General features: G+C 35.9%; 15 protein-coding genes. 10 read left to right on the top strand and 5 right to left on the bottom strand.

Annotated elements, in window-relative coordinates; all coding sequences use genetic code 11:
* The first annotated feature begins 450 nt into the window (after positions 1 to 450).
* Together MKL38_RS03120 and MKL38_RS03125 are read left to right on the top strand one after the other, a co-directional pair.
* Positions 451 to 627, top strand: coding sequence for a hypothetical protein (locus MKL38_RS03120; RefSeq protein ID WP_003651752.1), 177 nt, complete (start codon positions 451 to 453; stop codon positions 625 to 627).
* Between the two features lie 240 nt (positions 628 to 867).
* Positions 868 to 1,104: a hypothetical protein gene (locus MKL38_RS03125; protein WP_209830784.1), complete on the top strand. Its 237-nt coding sequence runs from the start codon at positions 868 to 870 to the stop codon at positions 1,102 to 1,104.
* 83 nt (positions 1,105 to 1,187) lie between these two features.
* On the opposite strand, the gene MKL38_RS03130 is transcribed toward MKL38_RS03125, so the two are convergent.
* The gene (locus tag MKL38_RS03130; protein WP_270902451.1) at positions 1,188 to 4,295 is read right to left on the bottom strand and encodes an efflux RND transporter permease subunit; all 3,108 of its coding nucleotides are present in this window, start codon (positions 4,293 to 4,295) and stop codon (positions 1,188 to 1,190) included.
* Positions 4,292 to 5,458, bottom strand: coding sequence for an efflux RND transporter periplasmic adaptor subunit (locus MKL38_RS03135; protein WP_270902452.1), 1,167 nt, complete (start codon positions 5,456 to 5,458; stop codon positions 4,292 to 4,294). Before MKL38_RS03135 ends, MKL38_RS03130 begins: the two co-directional genes overlap by 4 nt.
* A gap of 143 nt (positions 5,459 to 5,601) precedes the next feature.
* On the opposite strand from MKL38_RS03135, the gene adeR reads away from it, so the two are divergent.
* The 3 genes from adeR to MKL38_RS03150 all read left to right on the top strand — a co-directional run bounded on the left by adeR (position 5,602) and on the right by MKL38_RS03150 (position 8,094).
* Complete coding sequence (adeR, locus tag MKL38_RS03140; RefSeq protein WP_017390702.1) at positions 5,602 to 6,333, top strand: efflux system response regulator transcription factor AdeR; 732 nt, start codon at positions 5,602 to 5,604, stop codon at positions 6,331 to 6,333.
* Complete coding sequence (adeS, locus tag MKL38_RS03145) at positions 6,323 to 7,390, top strand: two-component sensor histidine kinase AdeS (RefSeq protein WP_270902453.1); 1,068 nt, start codon at positions 6,323 to 6,325, stop codon at positions 7,388 to 7,390. The genes adeR and adeS overlap by 11 nt, the downstream gene beginning before the upstream one ends.
* Positions 7,391 to 7,506: 116 nt before the next feature.
* Positions 7,507 to 8,094 carry a uracil-DNA glycosylase family protein gene (locus tag MKL38_RS03150; RefSeq protein WP_270902454.1) on the top strand — a complete coding sequence of 196 codons (588 nt, stop codon included), beginning with the start codon at positions 7,507 to 7,509 and terminating at the stop codon, positions 8,092 to 8,094.
* A gap of 17 nt (positions 8,095 to 8,111) precedes the next feature.
* On the opposite strand, the gene MKL38_RS03155 is transcribed toward MKL38_RS03150, so the two are convergent.
* Positions 8,112 to 9,677: a phospholipase D family protein gene (locus MKL38_RS03155; protein WP_270902455.1), complete on the bottom strand. Its 1,566-nt coding sequence runs from the start codon at positions 9,675 to 9,677 to the stop codon at positions 8,112 to 8,114.
* A 223-nt stretch (positions 9,678 to 9,900) separates the two neighbouring features.
* Here MKL38_RS03155 and MKL38_RS03160 point away from each other — a divergent pair, with 223 nt between their 5' ends.
* The 3 genes from MKL38_RS03160 (at position 9,901) to MKL38_RS03170 (ending at position 11,638) form a co-directional block, all read left to right on the top strand.
* Positions 9,901 to 10,335, top strand: coding sequence for a GFA family protein (locus MKL38_RS03160; protein WP_270902456.1), 435 nt, complete (start codon positions 9,901 to 9,903; stop codon positions 10,333 to 10,335).
* 190 nt (positions 10,336 to 10,525) lie between these two features.
* Positions 10,526 to 10,981, top strand: coding sequence for a hypothetical protein (locus tag MKL38_RS03165; RefSeq protein ID WP_004642822.1), 456 nt, complete (start codon positions 10,526 to 10,528; stop codon positions 10,979 to 10,981).
* Positions 10,982 to 11,329: 348 nt separating this feature from the next.
* Positions 11,330 to 11,638 (top strand): hypothetical protein, encoded by a 309-nt coding sequence (locus tag MKL38_RS03170; protein WP_198495805.1) that lies wholly within the window; start codon positions 11,330 to 11,332, stop codon positions 11,636 to 11,638.
* Between the two features lie 58 nt (positions 11,639 to 11,696).
* Here MKL38_RS03170 and MKL38_RS03175 read toward each other — a convergent pair whose 3' ends face one another.
* Positions 11,697 to 12,854 carry a catalase family protein gene (locus MKL38_RS03175; protein ID WP_270902457.1) on the bottom strand — a complete coding sequence of 386 codons (1,158 nt, stop codon included), beginning with the start codon at positions 12,852 to 12,854 and terminating at the stop codon, positions 11,697 to 11,699.
* Positions 12,855 to 13,038: 184 nt separating this feature from the next.
* On the opposite strand from MKL38_RS03175, the gene MKL38_RS03180 reads away from it, so the two are divergent.
* The gene (locus MKL38_RS03180; RefSeq protein WP_270902458.1) at positions 13,039 to 14,910 is read left to right on the top strand and encodes a non-contractile tail sheath protein; all 1,872 of its coding nucleotides are present in this window, start codon (positions 13,039 to 13,041) and stop codon (positions 14,908 to 14,910) included.
* A 229-nt stretch (positions 14,911 to 15,139) separates the two neighbouring features.
* On the top strand, positions 15,140 to 16,249 hold the full coding sequence (locus tag MKL38_RS03185; protein ID WP_003651772.1) for an S-(hydroxymethyl)glutathione dehydrogenase/class III alcohol dehydrogenase: 1,110 nt from the start codon (positions 15,140 to 15,142) through the stop codon (positions 16,247 to 16,249).
* A gap of 55 nt (positions 16,250 to 16,304) precedes the next feature.
* On the opposite strand, the gene MKL38_RS03190 is transcribed toward MKL38_RS03185, so the two are convergent.
* A complete protein-coding gene (locus MKL38_RS03190) occupies positions 16,305 to 17,255 on the bottom strand; it encodes a DUF4882 domain-containing protein (RefSeq protein ID WP_270902459.1) in 951 nt (316 codons plus the stop codon).
* Between the last annotated feature and the right edge of the window lie 110 nt (positions 17,256 to 17,365).

Raw genomic sequence — 17,365 nt, forward strand, 5'->3', positions numbered from 1 at the left:
GAATGTAAGAACATTTAGTATTTCAGGTCTTTTGTGGTTTTCACATTACCCATTTCTTCATGAGAAGTAGAAATGGGTTTTTCTTATCTAAATTATATAAACGTGATTTCCATCACAATAATTACTAATTATTGGTAAAACCCTTCAATCCCATCTTGACTAAAAGTTCAGCATTAAATACATTTGTAGTGTATTTAAAGATAATAAGATTGCTTAAAGCAATTCATAATACTGCTTAATCCTGAAATACAGTAAAAGCCTATTCAAAAACAGAATAGGCTTTTTACTTTGTATCAAAATTTATTTTTTTAACTATTGCACTATTCAATTAACATAAAAATTAAATACCTTACAAAAGCGGAGCAAATGAAAGCCGTTAAATAACAAATTATGTGCTATTAATTTAAGTTGATTTTTCAAAAAATACTCCGTTAGTCGAAGAGGTGCAAAATGTTAAAGTCAATTATAGTATTGGGAACAGGTATTGCGATTGGGATGTGTGTGTACAAGAAAAAGCAAAAAAACAGTAAGAGTTTTAACACAGATAGCGATACTGACTCAGTGATTAGTAAAGACAGTGCTAAAAATCAAGATGATGGCCAGCTTGATAACGCTGTAAAAGTTTAGAGTTAAATAAAAAGGGTTCAGATAATGAACCCTTTAATTTTTATTAAAAATAAAGATTAATAATTATTTTGAATAGATTAACTTAAATATAATATTTAAATTAAATAATCACTCAACTATTCATTTAATTATTTCAAAAGTATGATTAAAATAAAAAAACACTTTCATTATTAAAATTTACATATTGTATCAGAGGAATCTTTATTATTTTTGATACGAATAATAAAAATGGAGACTAGAATGTCAAAGCGCCATATTTTAAAAGAAGTAAATGCCAAAAGTATGTGTGGTATGGAAATTGTGGTTGAACAAATTTATGAAAATATTAATGAGAAAAGCTTTGTCGAAGCTGGAATAGAGCAAAACTGGTTACCACTTTCTAAAATTGTGATTTCGGATAAAGTCATTAATTTAGATCAAGATAATACCTTTGCTCATCCAAGAACAGGCAAGGTCTTTAAAGTCCTTAACTCTTAATCGATTCTTAGTTCTCTAATACAGTTTTATATTTCTAAGTTATTGAGGCGAAACACAGATAAGTTTCGCCTCAATGCATTTAACTAAGAGCTAATTTTCTTCTTAGAGAAGAATTTTTCTGCTGCTCCCAACACAAATATAAAGAATACTGGGACAAAAAAGATTGCCAAAATAGTGGCAGATATCATCCCTCCAAATACGCCTGTACCTAGCGCATGTTGAGTTTCTGAACTCGCTCCACTTGCAATCACCAATGGAATCACACCACAAGTGAAGGCAAGGGAAGTCATTAGAATTGGGCGTAAGCGTAATTTCGCTGCTGCAACGGCTGCTTCAACTAAACTCATTCCTTCTTCTTTGAGCATTTTTGCGAACTCAACAATTAAGATCGCATTTTTGGCAGATAGACCAATAATGGTAATTAGACCAATTTTGAAGAAAATATCATTTGGCATTCCTCTTAAAATAATGGCTAAAATTGCACCAAAGATTCCTAAAGGAACAACCAGCATAACTGATAACGGAATTGACCAACTTTCATAAAGTGCAGCTAACACTAAAAACACGACCAACATTGATAACGCAATAAGAAATACCATTTGAGATTCAGACTGTTTTTCTTGCAAAGAAATACCTGTCCACTCATAACCGATTCCTTGAGGAAGCTTGGCAATTAGTTTTTCCATTTCTCGCATCGCATCGCCAGAAGATACACCCATGTTAGGAACACCAGCGATACTTAATGAAGGACGGCCATTGTAGCGATTATATTGCTGAGGCAACTTGTTCCACTGAGGAGTTACAACCTCAGATAGAGAAACCAGTTGTCCATTTGCGCCCGCAACCTTCAAACTTAAAATATCTTTTAAGTGCATTCGTGATTTTGCATTGGCTTGAACAATAACTTGCTGCATTCGTCCTTGGTTCGGAAAATCATTGATATACATTGACCCCATTGAAGTCGAAATAATATCTGAAACTGAAGCAAAACTTACACCTAGAGCACTTAACTTCTCACGGTCTATTTTCAAGCTAATATTGTCACCGTCGGGCAAACCTTCAGGATAAACCATATAAAACTTTTTGTTTTGAGCAGCCATTTCCATAAGTTTTTCTTGTGCAGAAATTAAGGCAGGCATTCCTAAATTTGCTTTGTCTTGTAAGCGCAAGCTAAAGCCTGAAGATGTACCTAATTCATCAATGGCAGGAGGAAGTACAGACATCGTTGTACCTTCTTTACTATTCGCCATTTCTGCATTAATGAAGTTTGTATAGTCGGTCGTGGATTTATCACGTTCACCAAAATCTTTTAAGGTTGTAAAAGCGAGTGCTACGTTTTGTCCAGCGCCACTAAATCCCCAGCCCATAATTGAAATATTACTTTTTACATCTGACCGCTCGTTTAAATGGTCTTCAAATTCTTTGACGATTTTCTGAGTTCGTTCAGCTGTTGCATCGGATGGTAACTGGAATGAAGTCAAAAACCAGCCCTGATCTTCTTCAGGCATAAAAGCAGTTGGCCAATATTTCATTCCTGCAAAAGTTAGTCCCGTAATCACCACAAAAATGATTAAAGTCGGAATAGTATGTTTAACGACTTTTAGTAGAAGAACTTCATATTTTTTTGTGACTTTGTCAAAGCTACGATCAAACCATGCATAAAACCCTTTCTTTTGATGATGTGCATCAATCGGTTTTAATAAGGTTGCGCAAAGAGCAGGTGTGAGAGTGAGTGCTAAAAATGCCGAGAATAAAATTGAAAACGACATGGTAATAGTAAACTGGCGATAAATAATGCCGACCGAACCGCTCGCCAAAGCCATGGGTAAAAACACTGCTGCTAACACCAAAGTAATACCAATAATCGGGCTAGTAATTTCGGTCATGGCCTTTGAAGTCGCTTCTTTAGGCGCTAAACTTTCGGTTGCCATAATCCGTTCAACATTCTCAACGACCACAATCGCGTCATCAACAATAATCCCGATCGCAAGCACCATACCGAACATGGTTAACACATTAATTGAGTAACCCGTCAAAAGCATGATGGTAAAGGTACCAAGCAGGGCAATTGGAGCCACAATCGCAGGAATTAAGGTATAGCGAACATTATGAAGAAATAGATACATCACAATAAAAACCAAAACCATGGCTTCAATTAATGTATGAACTACTTTTTCTATCGAAACCTTAACAAAAGGCGCTGTATCGTATGGAACACTAAACTGCATACCTTCGGGTAAATTTACTTTTAATTCTTCGAGTTTCTGTTTGACACCTTCCGCTGTTTTTACCGCATTTGCACCAGGGCTAAGTTGAACCGCCGCAGCAGTTGCAGGTTTACCATTTTCTAAAATGGCAAAGTTATATGACTGAGCACCCATTTCTACATCGGCTACATCAGACAACTTAATATTGGCACCACTAATGTTGCTCTTTAGACTAATATCTTTGAACTGCTCAACATTTTCAAGCTGCCCTTGAGCTGACAAAGGTATGGTAATTAGTTGACCGTTAATTAAAGGCCTATCACCAAGCCGACCTGGTGCAATATCAATATTATTATTCCGGATTGCATTGTTTACATCGCTTATTGAGAGTCCATAAGACACTAACTTGTTTGGATCTACCCAAATCCGCATTGCTTTCTCAGCACCGAAGGACTGAATTTTTCCAACACCTTCAACACGTTTAAGCTCTTCGACCACATTGCGTACCAAATAGTCACTCAAATCTACTTCTGAATAGCGGTGATTAGGTGAATTTAAGCCTACAAGCATTAAAAAGCCTGATGAAGATGCTTCTACAGATAAACCTTGTTGACGAACCACTTGCGGTAAGCGCGCTTCAACAGCCTTAATTTTATTCTGTACATCGACTTGAGCCATATCGACATCGGTACCGGGTTTAAAAGTCGCGGTAATTTCGGCAGTACCAGATGAATCGGTTGTCGCACTATAGTAGAGTAGGTTTTTTACCCCTGACATTTCTCGTTCAATGAGGGTAATGACGCTATCATTAATAGTTTTTGGAGTAGCGCCTGGATAACTTGCTGTAATGTTAACCTCAGGTGGTGCAACACTCGGAAAGCGGGCAATAGGTAACTTTGGAATACTCAGTACACCAAATAAAATAATAAAAATCGCAATGACCCATGCAAAAATAGGACGGCGAATAAAGAATTGAGACATCATTTCGTGTCTCCTTGCTTCGCCGTATTTTCTGCTGAAGCTGCTTTCCATACGGAAATCGCCAGCTTCTGGTTTGGCTGAATACGTTCTATACCTTCAACAACAACTTTGTCTCCTGCTTTGAGCCCTTTATTGATGAGATAAAATTGCTCATATTGTTGCCCTAATTCTATAGCGCGAATGTCTGCACCACCTTTAGCATTTACCACGTAGACTTGCGGATCGCCGTTCATATTGCGCTGAATTGCTTGCTCTGGAACGAGTAAAGCCAGAGGAACCGAAGCACGTTCAATAGTGACGCGCACATACATACCCGGAAGTAATTTTCTTTCAGAGTTATTTACTTCAATACGGATGGTGACATCACCAGTCTCTGGATCAACATTAATGTCTTCAAAAAGCATTTTTGCCGAGACGTTATAGGGTTGTCCTAAACTATTTAGAATCTGTACATCTTTTTGATTGTTGGCAGATAGCTCTCCACTTTGTAAAGCTGCCTGTAAACGCTCATATTCACCAATAGACTGTTTTACATCGACATACACACGATCAATTTGTTGAATTGTAGCCATAGTATTGCTATCACCTTGGCTAACTAATGCACCTTCAGTCACAAACGATTTACCAATGCGTCCTGAAATGGGTGCTCGTACTGTTGCATACCGTAAATTAAGATTTTGGCGAGCCAACAAAGCTTTCATTTGGGCAACATCTGCAATCGCTTGTCGATATTGCGCTTCGGCGTTACTCACTTCTTGCTTACTAATAGCGTTACTTGGTAAAAGTTGCTGATAGCGTTCGAGTTGTATTTTTAAACGATTAACTTCAGCTTCAGCTTTATTTAGCCCAGCTCGATTACTATTTACATCTGCCTCAAATGTCTCTGAGTTTATTTTATATAGCGGTTGCCCAGCTTTAACTTCACTACCTTGAGCAAATAAAACTTTTTCGATAATGCCACCAACTTGAGGGCGAATTTCGGCAGTCCTAAAAGCTTGAACGCGAGCGGGTAAGTTTTCGCTAAAATTAATCAGCTGTGGTTGAACTGAAAGAACGGTAACTTTAGCTGTAGATACCTGTGTTTGATCACTTGCTTGTTCTGTCCCACAACCATGTAACACAAGACTGAAAGATAAAACAAATGGAACTAAAAAATGCTTTTGCACTTTTATAACACCTAATGGACTTCTAGATGCTGACATTATTTTTGATATGTGTGTAACGAAAATCACGAATATGTGGAAAAAGTGTGGAGATTTATCAAAAAATACGCGTATGATAAATCAAATTTTTCTCGCGTTTTATTCATATGTTCGAGCCAAGCTTTACATTCAACTGTCAGGATAAGCTTATTCTTGTCGTAGAAGATGAATATGATATTGGCGATATTATTGAACATTATCTTAAGCGCGAAGGCATGCGTGTTGTACGGGCCATGAATGGTAAGCAGGCGATTGAAATACATGCAACGCAGCCCATTGATCTGGTCATACTCGATATCAAAATGCCCGAATTGAGTGGGTGGGAAGTCCTGAATAAAATTCGGCAAAAAGCAGCTACACCTGTAATTATGCTGACTGCTTTAGATCAAGAAATCGATAAAGTCATGGCTTTACGAATTGGTGCGGATGACTTTGTGGTAAAACCATTTAACCCAAATGAAGTGGTCGCACGTGTACAAGCAGTATTACGACGTACTCAACAAAATCAGCAAACGCCCAACCGGAACTTAATTTATAAAAATATTGAAGTGAATACAGAAATTCATACAGCCTATATTTATTCGGATGACAAACAACAAGCACTTAACTTAACTCTGACTGAGTACAAAATTTTGTTGTTGATGTTACCCCATCCTCATAAAGTTTTTACCCGCTCTGAACTGATGAATCAATGCTTACCAGATCGAGATGCATTAGAACGCACGGTCGATAGCCACGTCAGTAAGCTACGAAAGAAAATAGAAGATCTGGGCTTACACAATATGCTCATTAATGTTCGTGGTGTAGGTTATAGGCTGGACAATCCTCATGAAAAATAAAACGGGAATTAGTAAACAACTTATTATTGCACTGAGCTTTACCAGTCTAAGTGTTACATTGAGTTCGCTCATTTTAGGCTACGGCACCTATTATATTGCAATTGAAGTGGGTCTTATTTCTCTTGAAAAACTCAAAGAAAGTGATGAGTTTTTCCACTATTTAGATGGCATATGGTTATTTGCTGTGCTTCTGTTTGGCACAGCATTATCAATTATTTTAGGCATAAAGCTTGCTCAACGTTTTATTGTGCCTATTAATCTATTAGCAGATGCAGCAAAAAAAATTAGCCATGGGGATTTAACTGCACGAGTAGAAAAACCGACGCATCATTCTTCTGAAATTGCAGAGTTGATGGACAATTTTAATGATATGGCTCAAAAGCTCGAAACCTCCGTTGAAAACGCTCATGTCTGGAATGCTGCAATTGCACATGAGTTACGAACTCCAGTCACTATTTTGCAAGGCAGGTTACAGGGGATTATTGATGGTGTTTTTGAAGCAGATCCGATCTTATTTAAGAACTTACTTAATCAAGTTGAAGGTCTGTCAAATCTAGTTGAAGACTTACGTACATTAAGCCTTTTTGAAAACCAACAACTCAGGCTTTATCTTGAAATTATTAATTTTAATGAAACTGCTCACAAAGTCGTGCATATGTTTCAAGAAAAATTAGAAAAAGCTCAGCTTGAAGTCATTTTTGACATTCAAGCACCAGACGTTAAGTGTGATCAAAGGCGTATAGAACAAGTTTTAATTGCTTTACTTGATAATGCTACCCGATATGCAAATCCGGGGAAGCTACTTGTTTCAACAAGACAAGACCAATATAACTGGATTCTTGAAATAGAAGATGAAGGGCCGGGCATTTCAGCGGAGCATCGCAAAGATTTATTTAACCCTTTCTTTAGGTTAGAACAATCAAGAAATAAAGAGTTAGGCGGTACTGGCTTGGGGCTTTCAGTTGTACAAGCCCTTGTTATTGCCCATAAAGGTCAGGTCGACTATCTCAATCAACATTCACATAGTATTTTTAAAATAAGCATTCCTCAAGAATGATCGCTTTAGTAATTTCCCTTAACGCTTTAATGAAGAGAAATTGCATTTATTGACTCGTGATTAACTCGAAAATAGGTTAATTTATTTATAAAATTTTAAGTAAATACTGATTTTTTATGACAATTGAGATAGAAACACATCCACTTGAACCATTTTTACCCGAAAATGCCCGTTTATTAATGTTAGGTAGTTTTCCACCACCACGTAATAAATGGAAGATGGATTTTTACTATCCAAATTTCCAAAATGACATGTGGCGTATTTTTGGTCTGATCTTTTTCCAAGACAAAACCTACTTTTTAAGTGAAAACCAGAAAAATTTTAATGAAGAACGTATTCGAAATTTCTTGATTGAAACAGGTATTGCAATCTTTGATACGGCTTACCAAATTAAGCGATTGAAGGGGAATGCCGCAGATAAGTTTCTTGAAATAGTAACGCCGACAGATCTTGCTGTGTTACTTCAGCAGATTCCGTTATGTCAGACCATCATGACCACAGGTGATAAAGCGACTGATACTTTAATTTCTGTTTTACCAGAGCACACTGAAAAACCACTTATAGGAACATCTACATCAACTCGCTTTGTAGGGCGGGATATTAGTTTATACCGCTTACCATCCTCTTCTAGAGCTTATCCATTGGCATTAGAGAAAAAAGCAGAGGCTTATCAAAAATTCTTTAAAGAGATTGGTATCTTATAAATAAAATTGAAGTGCTGTTACATCATCCATTCAACTGGCAAATATGAAACGGCTTTAATCATTGTGCGTTGGAAAAGGCTGGTATCTGGGTCTTTTTCATATTCAATAACTTTTCCATTAGATTGATAATCTAACCAAATAATTTTTCCTTCACTATTTAACTTAAGCTGATAAGCAACTTGTGGTAAATGCTGATCAAGCATCACCGAAACTTGAGCCTGTAATTGACTCGACTCAATAACAAGACCCACTTCAGTATTTAAGTAAGTCGAACGCGGATCAAAATTAAATGAACCAATAAATACTTTACCGTCTACGTCAAAAAACTTGGCATGTAAACTCGATTTATTTTTGCCTTTTGCAGGGATCACGCTTCCAGTCACAACTTCATACCATGTTCTACGTCTACGTTCTAAAAATGGCTTAAACTCAAATAGTTCTACACCGCTTTTGAGCATTTCGACTCGATATTGACTATAAAATGCATGCACAATCGCCACGTCATTTGCAGCAAAAGAATTGGTTAAAACCCTGACTTTAACTCCTTGTACTTTTAGCTGTTTTAAATAATACGCGCCCTGTTGTGTAGGAACAAAATAAGCAGAAGCTAATTCTATATGCTGCTTCGGTTCACCCATAATGGCCAGAACTTGTCCATAAAGCATGTCTTGTTTAGAGGCTGTTCCCAAGATTTTTTTGGGTGAGTCCGCAACAAAATACGCTTTTGCCCACTGAATTGGATAGTGCTCAAGAAGTTCTTTTAAATAGGTTTGAGCATCGTAAAGCTTATCTTCGGTTTGAGTATGATTTTCACTTTCATGAATTAAATCATGATAGTGCTGTCGTAACGATTGTAGGTGGTGGACAGCACAAGTTCCGATAAGCTCAGTAGCATCTTGGCTTAGCTCGCTTTGCCAGAAATCATTAAAGACAGTCTGGGCATGCTGTACCGTATGTCCATAAAATAAAATATCTAGGTCAGTAAATTGAAACTTACTACTTGCATCAAAATATTCACTACTGATATTTCGACCACCTGTTACAGCAATCGCTCCATCTGCAATAATTAATTTATTATGCATGCGATGGTTTACTTTTTTGAAACGAAAAATATAGTCTAAAATTCTTAAATATCTAAATTTATATGGATTAAATAATCGAATTTCAAAATTAGGATGGTGGAGAAGGCTTCTTAGAACTCCATCAAGCTTTACTCCATTTTGATCATCGATGAGTAAGCGGATTTTTACGCCACGATCTGCCGCCGTTAGTAACTCATGCAGCATTAAGTTTCCAACAAAATCATTTGTCCAAATATAATATTGTAAATCGATTTTTTCTTTTGCATTTCTAATGAGATACATACGAGAAGCTATGCTAATAAAGGCATCATCTAATGCCACAAAAGCAGTTAATCCTTGTTCTGTTTTTTCTGTAGCTTGCTCATCATTCAACCAATTAAAGCTATTCGTCACTGTATCATTCTCATTAGGATCGTATGTATCTGTATAAGAGGGTAAATCCGTAAAGCCCCAAGCACTTGAAGCTATAGTACTGTACTGCTGATATAGCTGATTGATCATGTAAGCATTTAATCTGCATCCAAGTTAAACCTATCAGAGCATTCTTATATTCAATTTATATGTCAAAATTCATATTAACCCTTATAAATGCATTGTGCCAAGCCTCAACACTAGCAATTCCTTATTTTTATAGGTATTTCTAAGAAAACATAGCCTTTTAAAAATATAAAGTTAAATTTAACCGTTTTAAACCTAATGCTATATTCAATATTATTTTTTAAGGATGCTCGAGATGAGTCATATGGGTTCTTGTCTATGTAATGAAGTCAAATTTTCAATTACCAACGAGATAGAGACTATCTATCACTGCCACTGTAGTCTCTGCCGAAAACAATCGGGAACGGGATCAAACGCAGCTACTTTAGTCGGTAAAGACAAATTTAAATGGTTATCAGGTTTAGAACTTATTCGTACTTATAAAAAGGAAACAGGTTTCACATCTTCATTTTGTAGTAAATGTGGATCGCCAGTACCCAACCTAGTTGGAAATACACATTTTATGTGGATACCATTAGGCTTATTAGATAAAGACATTCTTGTGCTAAAAAAACTTAATTTTTGCGTGTTTTCAAAGTCAAACTGGGCTAACACAATAGAAGCAGATGAATCTTATAACCAGCTTCCAACTTTAGATGAACTAAAAATATTTTTTGATTAGAATAATTTTCTCTAAAAAGAGACTTGCTTTGCGTTATCTTTAATTTTTAGGAATAGCTATGCTTTCAGATTTCACAAACACACATTAATTACAATTGGCAGCACAACAATTACATTAGAAAACATGATATCTATCATACTTCCTTAAAAGGCTGAGTGAGTAGCTAAACAATAAAAGGGAGAAAATAGAGATGCCACAATATTTAATCATCGCTGAGAATGTGTACAAAAAGATTGAGGACAAAAATTTATTTTCAGAAAGCTCAGCAGAGACCTTAAATCATTTGGTTGGTGTAATTCGTAAGGAAATTAAAGGAACCAAGTTTAAACTTAAATATAATTTTATAGATTTTGATGAGTGCTTAACCAAGCCGTTAGAAGAGTGTGCGATTAAGTTGGATATGAGCCTCATGCCTAACCATAAAAATAAAGATGAATATATTCTTTGGCTCGCAGGTTTTATTGAAAGAATTACAACAGGAGGAGAGGCCAAGCTTCCACCGATCTCACAATTTATCCCTCCAGACTTTAAGTTTAACTATGAAGAGCCTCCTAAAGTATCCTCATCTACAGGTGATGATGGAGAGATGATTATTAATTATTTCAAGTCAGATGCCTTTACTAAAATTATAAAAGAAGAAAAATAAGTTTAAAAAAATATAGAAGTGATCGTCCACTACACTTCTATATATCGCTGTAAATTCAGCAGCCGCCTTCTGGGGCGGTTTTTTAATAGTGATTTTTAAAATGTTTAATATTTTAAAAATATAGAGTTTATTAAATATAAATTTTTAGCTGACTGTTAAAATACCTACCAATTTAATCGGAATAAAATTAAAACCAGATCACATTATTAAAACAATAAATAGTTATGATATTCATAATTTATCAATTAAAATTAAAAAACAGCAACAATCTTAATAAAAATTATAAATTTATTTTTACAACTACAATTTTATACTTATATTTTATAAATAATTAATAAGGAGATAAAAATGCCAAAATACTTATTATTAGCAGAAAAAATTAATAAAAATATTAAAAACAAACATTCAAGCAATTACTTTAAAGACTTAAATAATTTAATTATAGAAATTGAAAAAGCGATTGCCGGTACAGAATTAAAATTTTTATATAACTTTGTGAACTTCGAAGGGGCTGTTGTTAGTGTGCAAATTGAATTACTCATTAGAGTAGATATAAGCTTGATTCCAAAACATAAAAATGAAGATGACTTTATTTTATGGCTGGCAGATTTCATTGATCGAATCACCATAGACACCAGTAAAGAAGTCATTAAATAAAAAATTGCTCCTAGTAAGACAAGATTACTTAAATGTTAAACCGAGAGGAATAAGGTATTTAAGGCTCTTGTCTAGGTGCGGAATTCATATCATGTCGAACCCTGCTTATATTTTCATAAATGACTTTACGCATTCGGTTTACTGCACCTAATGGCTTATGTGCAGGTAAGGCATGCCACGGCGTAAAAGACAAATTTTCACAGAACTTATTTTGCTCGGGCGTATCAAAATTCTGCTTTGGAATATGAATAGTCGCTACTTGATAAAAAGGAGCCGCTTTCTCATCCCATTCTGTCATCGAGTCTTCTATTAACATTTGACTTGAAGTTCGGGGCTGAATAAGGAACTCCATACAGGCATCTGTTTGCTGTAAAGTATTTTTTAAAGCTTCTCTTAAAAAATCATGACTAGGATTTTTAGGTAGATTATTTGCTGTCACTGAGCAAGCACGTACCGAATATTTAACTGCTTGTCGATCATTACCTAGGCCTAACTGATAGGGAACCATAGACCAGTAACGCGCATAGAGTGGATTTGCAATTTTTGAATTACGTGCTCCGAGTGCATTCATTGTTCCTTTAAAACCTAAGGCAAATGGAATATGAAGTTTTCTAATCATATTATGGCTATTCACATCATTTATAAAAGAAAGATATCGTTTAGCATCATTCGCAAAAAAGACAGGGTGATTAATCATAATAAAATCTTGAGTAGTTGCTTGCTTTTCACTTTCTAAAATTTTCTCTCCAGATACACCTAAAAGCTTTATCGCTATGCCACGCGCATCTTTGTCAATGTCAGCACTAGAGGCGTCATTAGAAGCATTGGAAAAGCGAATCCATGCTTGATAACTTTGGTCTGGTATAAAAATGCCTTTAGCGAACTGAGCAGGTATATTTTTTGAGACATGAAATTCAGCTCGCACACACCCATGTGCTTTAGGATGCGCATCACGTAAAGCATTTCCCGCCGTATATTGTTCACGAATTGACTTTTCAATGACTTGAGCTATGTTCTGGGCTAACACATCCTCATTAGGCTGTAGCTTTTCCCCTAAAACGGTATCAACTTCTGGATAAGCGATGCTTTCTGAAGAGGTCTTTATTGGTATGGTTCTTTGGGAATGTAAAGTTTCACTACAACCTGTTAGTGCAAACACAAGAGGAGTAAATACAAACAACACCCTAAAATGTATAGGCTGCATAAAATTTGACATCTATTATCTCCTTAGGGCAAAAAATATTTTAAGATAATATTAAAAGTTCTTGTTTAAGTTTATTTTGAGCTTTATAAAAAATATTAACTGTAAATAATTTAAACGTCATTGTTACTTATCTGAACAATAAAATAAGAATTATTATTTAATATAAAACTTCTTAATACATTAAGAGAATGACGACATGATAACTAATCGACAAAATGTGCAAAATAATTCTAATTCATCACCTCATCCAATCACTCAAAATACACTTATTGATCGATTTAGCCCTATTTATTGGAGAATAGACGGCCCGCAAACGATGTCTTTTGCCATTACTAATTATGGAAATGGTTTTGAAGCATCTTTTAGGTCGCGCATGGCAAATGATTTGGTAGGAATTACATGGGACTCTTATGACACTAAAGATCATAAATTTTTAGCTTATGAAACTAAATACAGCTATGCAGGGGTAATTTGGGACTTCGATATTGAATTGTCGGCTTCGATGCCTGTGCTTAACAATGCGAGTTTAACACCGACTTTAACGGTGTACTATAATGAGAATGGCATAGATAAAATTGCATATGTCATCTTGTTTAACTACGCAAATAATCCTTCATCTCGTACAGCGCATATCCATATTAATTGGGATACGGTGAAAGCTGGTTTTTCTGCGACAGATAGCTTTCCCGTCACCAATATTCAGAGAATTTCTTTTTCTGGTTTTACCAGTCAATATAATGGCCAATCAGCTACACCTTTAAGTCAGCCCCAAGATGGTTATATTCGACTGACCAACTCGGTTGTTATAGGAACAAATGCGAAGTTAAATTTGAGCCGTATTGTTGTACCTCAGCACAATTATGGCATCTGTACCAGCTATGACGACCATTACGATTTAAACCCGCAGCGCCTAGTCAACAATATGGTCAATTTGGGATATCAAGGTTTGGTTAACCATTATTGTGGAATGTCGCATTACCCTGAAATGAAATGGAAAAGCGATATTAATAAATGGCAAATACCTGATACGTTGGTGACGGGCGAAGCTGTTGTTAACTCATGTACCCGTAAATGGCATGAGAAATATGCTCAGGCTTTGCATAACGCCAGTATGCAGCCTATCTTTGGGGTCAGCTTTGAAATGTATTCCTTGGGGGCCAATGAGTATTGGGCACAGCGTGACTGGAATAGTAATTTGGGTAAAACAGGCTACCAACCACCGAGTTATTTTTTTAGTTTAAGTGACCAAAATGCTTTGGCATATCTACATAAAGTCTTTATTGAGTTTGCAGATACAATGGTTGTCGGGGGATGTGATGTAAACATGCAGATTGGTGAACCTTGGTGGTGGTACAACACTGACACGAATCTACCATGTGTGTATGACTATCCAACAAAACTGGCTTTTAATGCAGATACAGGTTTATATGCACCAGATTTAGGTACAATTTATGAGGCCATGAATAAAACAGGAACTCCTTATGATGAGTTTAAAACATGGCTTAGAAATAAATTAGGGCAAACCTGCCAAAACATTCGTTCTGTTATCAAAGCAAAATATTCAACAGCCAAAGTTAGCCCACTTATTTTCTTTCCTTCGATTCAATCTCCAATTCAAACGCTAGCAACTTATATTAACTATCCAAGCACGCACTATTCATATCCTAATTTTGATTACATGATGACCGAAGCTTATGATTGGCTTTTAGAAGCTCGCTTAGACTTGGCACATCAGGCAGTTTCTCAAATACCTATACAGGGTCTGGGCTATCCTGCAAATAAAGTCGTTTATTTATCAGGATTTGTTCCTGATGCATCTATTGCCTATATTTATGGCTTTGATAAAACTAAACCTTATCGAACACCGATCTGGCAACGAATTTTTGGTGACATGAAAAATAATGTTTCTCTGGGTTTAATGAAGCAATTTATCTGGGCATACCCACAAGTCATGTTTGATTCGATTACGATCGATACCACTCAAGCCCCAAATGGCTTCTTTGTTGAAAATACGCTTTATTCACCAATTAGTGATAACACACCGTATCCACCAGATATTTACCTATAAGTAAACATAAGCCGTTTATAAGATAAGTGATTTGATAGAAAACCTCTTCAAGTAAGAGGTTTTCTTCTTTTTGAAACATAGGCTTGCTTAGACTTACCTGACTGGCTATGCTGTGATGGATTGTCATGAAAGCCAATTTTAATTTAAGCAAAATTAATCTCTTGTATTACTGTTACATAATCTATTTTGCTCGACTATAAATACCGAATGATTTAAAGGAAACCCAAAGATGAAATCTCGTGCAGCTGTCGCCTTTGCCCCAGGAAAACCTTTAGAAATTGTTGAAGTTGATGTTGCACCACCTCAAGCGGGTGAAGTTTTAATAAAAATTACCCATACAGGGGTATGTCATACCGATGCTTTCACTCTATCAGGCGATGACCCAGAAGGTGTTTTCCCTGCAATTTTAGGCCATGAAGGTGCAGGTGTAGTGGTTGAAGTCGGTGAGGGCGTAACGAGCGTTCAACCAGGCGATCATGTTATTCCACTTTATACCGCTGAATGTAAAGAATGCTTATTTTGTAAATCTGGAAAAACCAACTTGTGTGTTGCAGTACGTGCAACACAAGGTAAAGGTGTAATGCCAGATGGAACCACACGTTTTTCATATAATGGCGAACCGATTTACCATTACATGGGGTGTTCAACTTTTAGTGAATATACAGTAGTTGCTGAAGTATCTTTAGCTAAAATCAATCCTGAGGCTAATCACGAACAAGTTTGTTTACTTGGATGTGGTGTGACTACAGGCATTGGCGCCGTGCATAACACAGCTAAAGTACAAGAAGGTGATTCGGTTGCTGTATTTGGCCTAGGCGGTATTGGTTTGGCTGTTGTACAAGGTGCACGTCAAGCCAAAGCAGGACAAATTATTGTGGTAGACACAAACCCAGATAAATTTGAACTTGCTAAGCAGTTTGGTGCTACAGATTTCTTAAACCCTAAAGATTACGATAAACCAATTCAACAAGTCATTGTAGAAATGACCGGCTGGGGCGTAGATCATTCATTTGAATGTATTGGTAACGTCAATGTTATGCGTTCAGCTTTAGAGTGTGCACATCGCGGTTGGGGACAATCAGTCATTATTGGTGTTGCTGGTGCAGGTCAAGAAATTTCAACTCGTCCATTCCAGTTGGTTACAGGCCGTAAATGGTTAGGTACCGCTTTTGGTGGTGTTAAAGGCCGTTCGCAACTTCCAAAAATGGTTGAAGATGCCATGAAAGGTGAAATCCAACTTGAACCTTTTGTAACGCATACTATGCCTCTACAAGACATTAATACTGCTTTTGATTTAATGCATGAAGGTAAATCAATTCGTACCGTGATTCATTTTTAAATAAAATAAAAAGGGCTGTGATTCAGCCCTTTTTTACGACTTATGATTTTATATCTTAAATGGCATTACCGCACATGTCAGTTGTACCCTGAGGATAGTTATATTGTAGCGCATTACGGTCAGTAATGAGTTCATTCGAGAACTCTTGTCCAAATAAATTTGTAGAAAGAATATTTATATTTCCATTCATTGAGAAAGCTACTTTCTGTAGTGCACCAGGTAATTTAAATTGATATCCTTCATCAACACCATTGAAAATAAATCCAACCTGCTTAGTATCCTGATTAATGTAAACACCTAAGCGTTGATATTCATTTGTGTTATCTGTCATTTTCTTATTTTTAGAGTATCTATCAATAAGTTCATAATCTCCCACTTCCGATACTAAGCTATAATATAAACTAGGAGGATTCTCACCAAAATCAGGATCATGTCCTCCAATAATAAAATTATAAAATGATCTAATTGTATAGTTATTATCTGTTATACCAGTAAAACTAATGTCAGTTGAGTAAGAGGAGGTGCTCGAAGAAAGTGTAGGCACTTTAAGCTGCATTTCAAGAGCAATAATACCTTTACTAGGTAATAAAAAATCACCTTCATAACTCGTTGAATTCACTTTTGCCTTACTTTTTGCATTATAATCAAGATAACCGTAATTATCTTCCGTGACAGGCTCCACTTTAAAACCAAATTTTTGACCATTTATCAATGGAAATATTTTCATAGGAAAATATTCAGGGTGTTCACTGTTCCATAGATCATAATCTTGTTGAGTTGCATTAAAATTATATTGGCAGACTGGGGCAGAATTAAGGGAATTTGTTTTAGCCAAGAGGGTTTGAGACGCTAATTTTTCATTCTTTGCCGTTGATGAAATGCTTTTAGATGCTACTTTTTGACTAGACTCACTATGCGTTACTGTATTGGTATTGTCAGAAGATACCTCATACATTGCCCAACATAATGTAATAGCGCTAACGGCAACTATGCCTATTTTTTTCATAAAATATTCCTATCGCGTTAAGTATTAAATTTTGAGAAAATATTGATAAAGTAAAACTTATTATTAATTTTTAAATATTTGAAATTATTAGGTTTATAAACTATTGAATA

Origin of the sequence: Acinetobacter sp. AOR14_HL, assembly GCF_027855175.1 — a bacterium.
Lineage (GTDB): Bacteria > Pseudomonadota > Gammaproteobacteria > Pseudomonadales > Moraxellaceae > Acinetobacter > Acinetobacter calcoaceticus.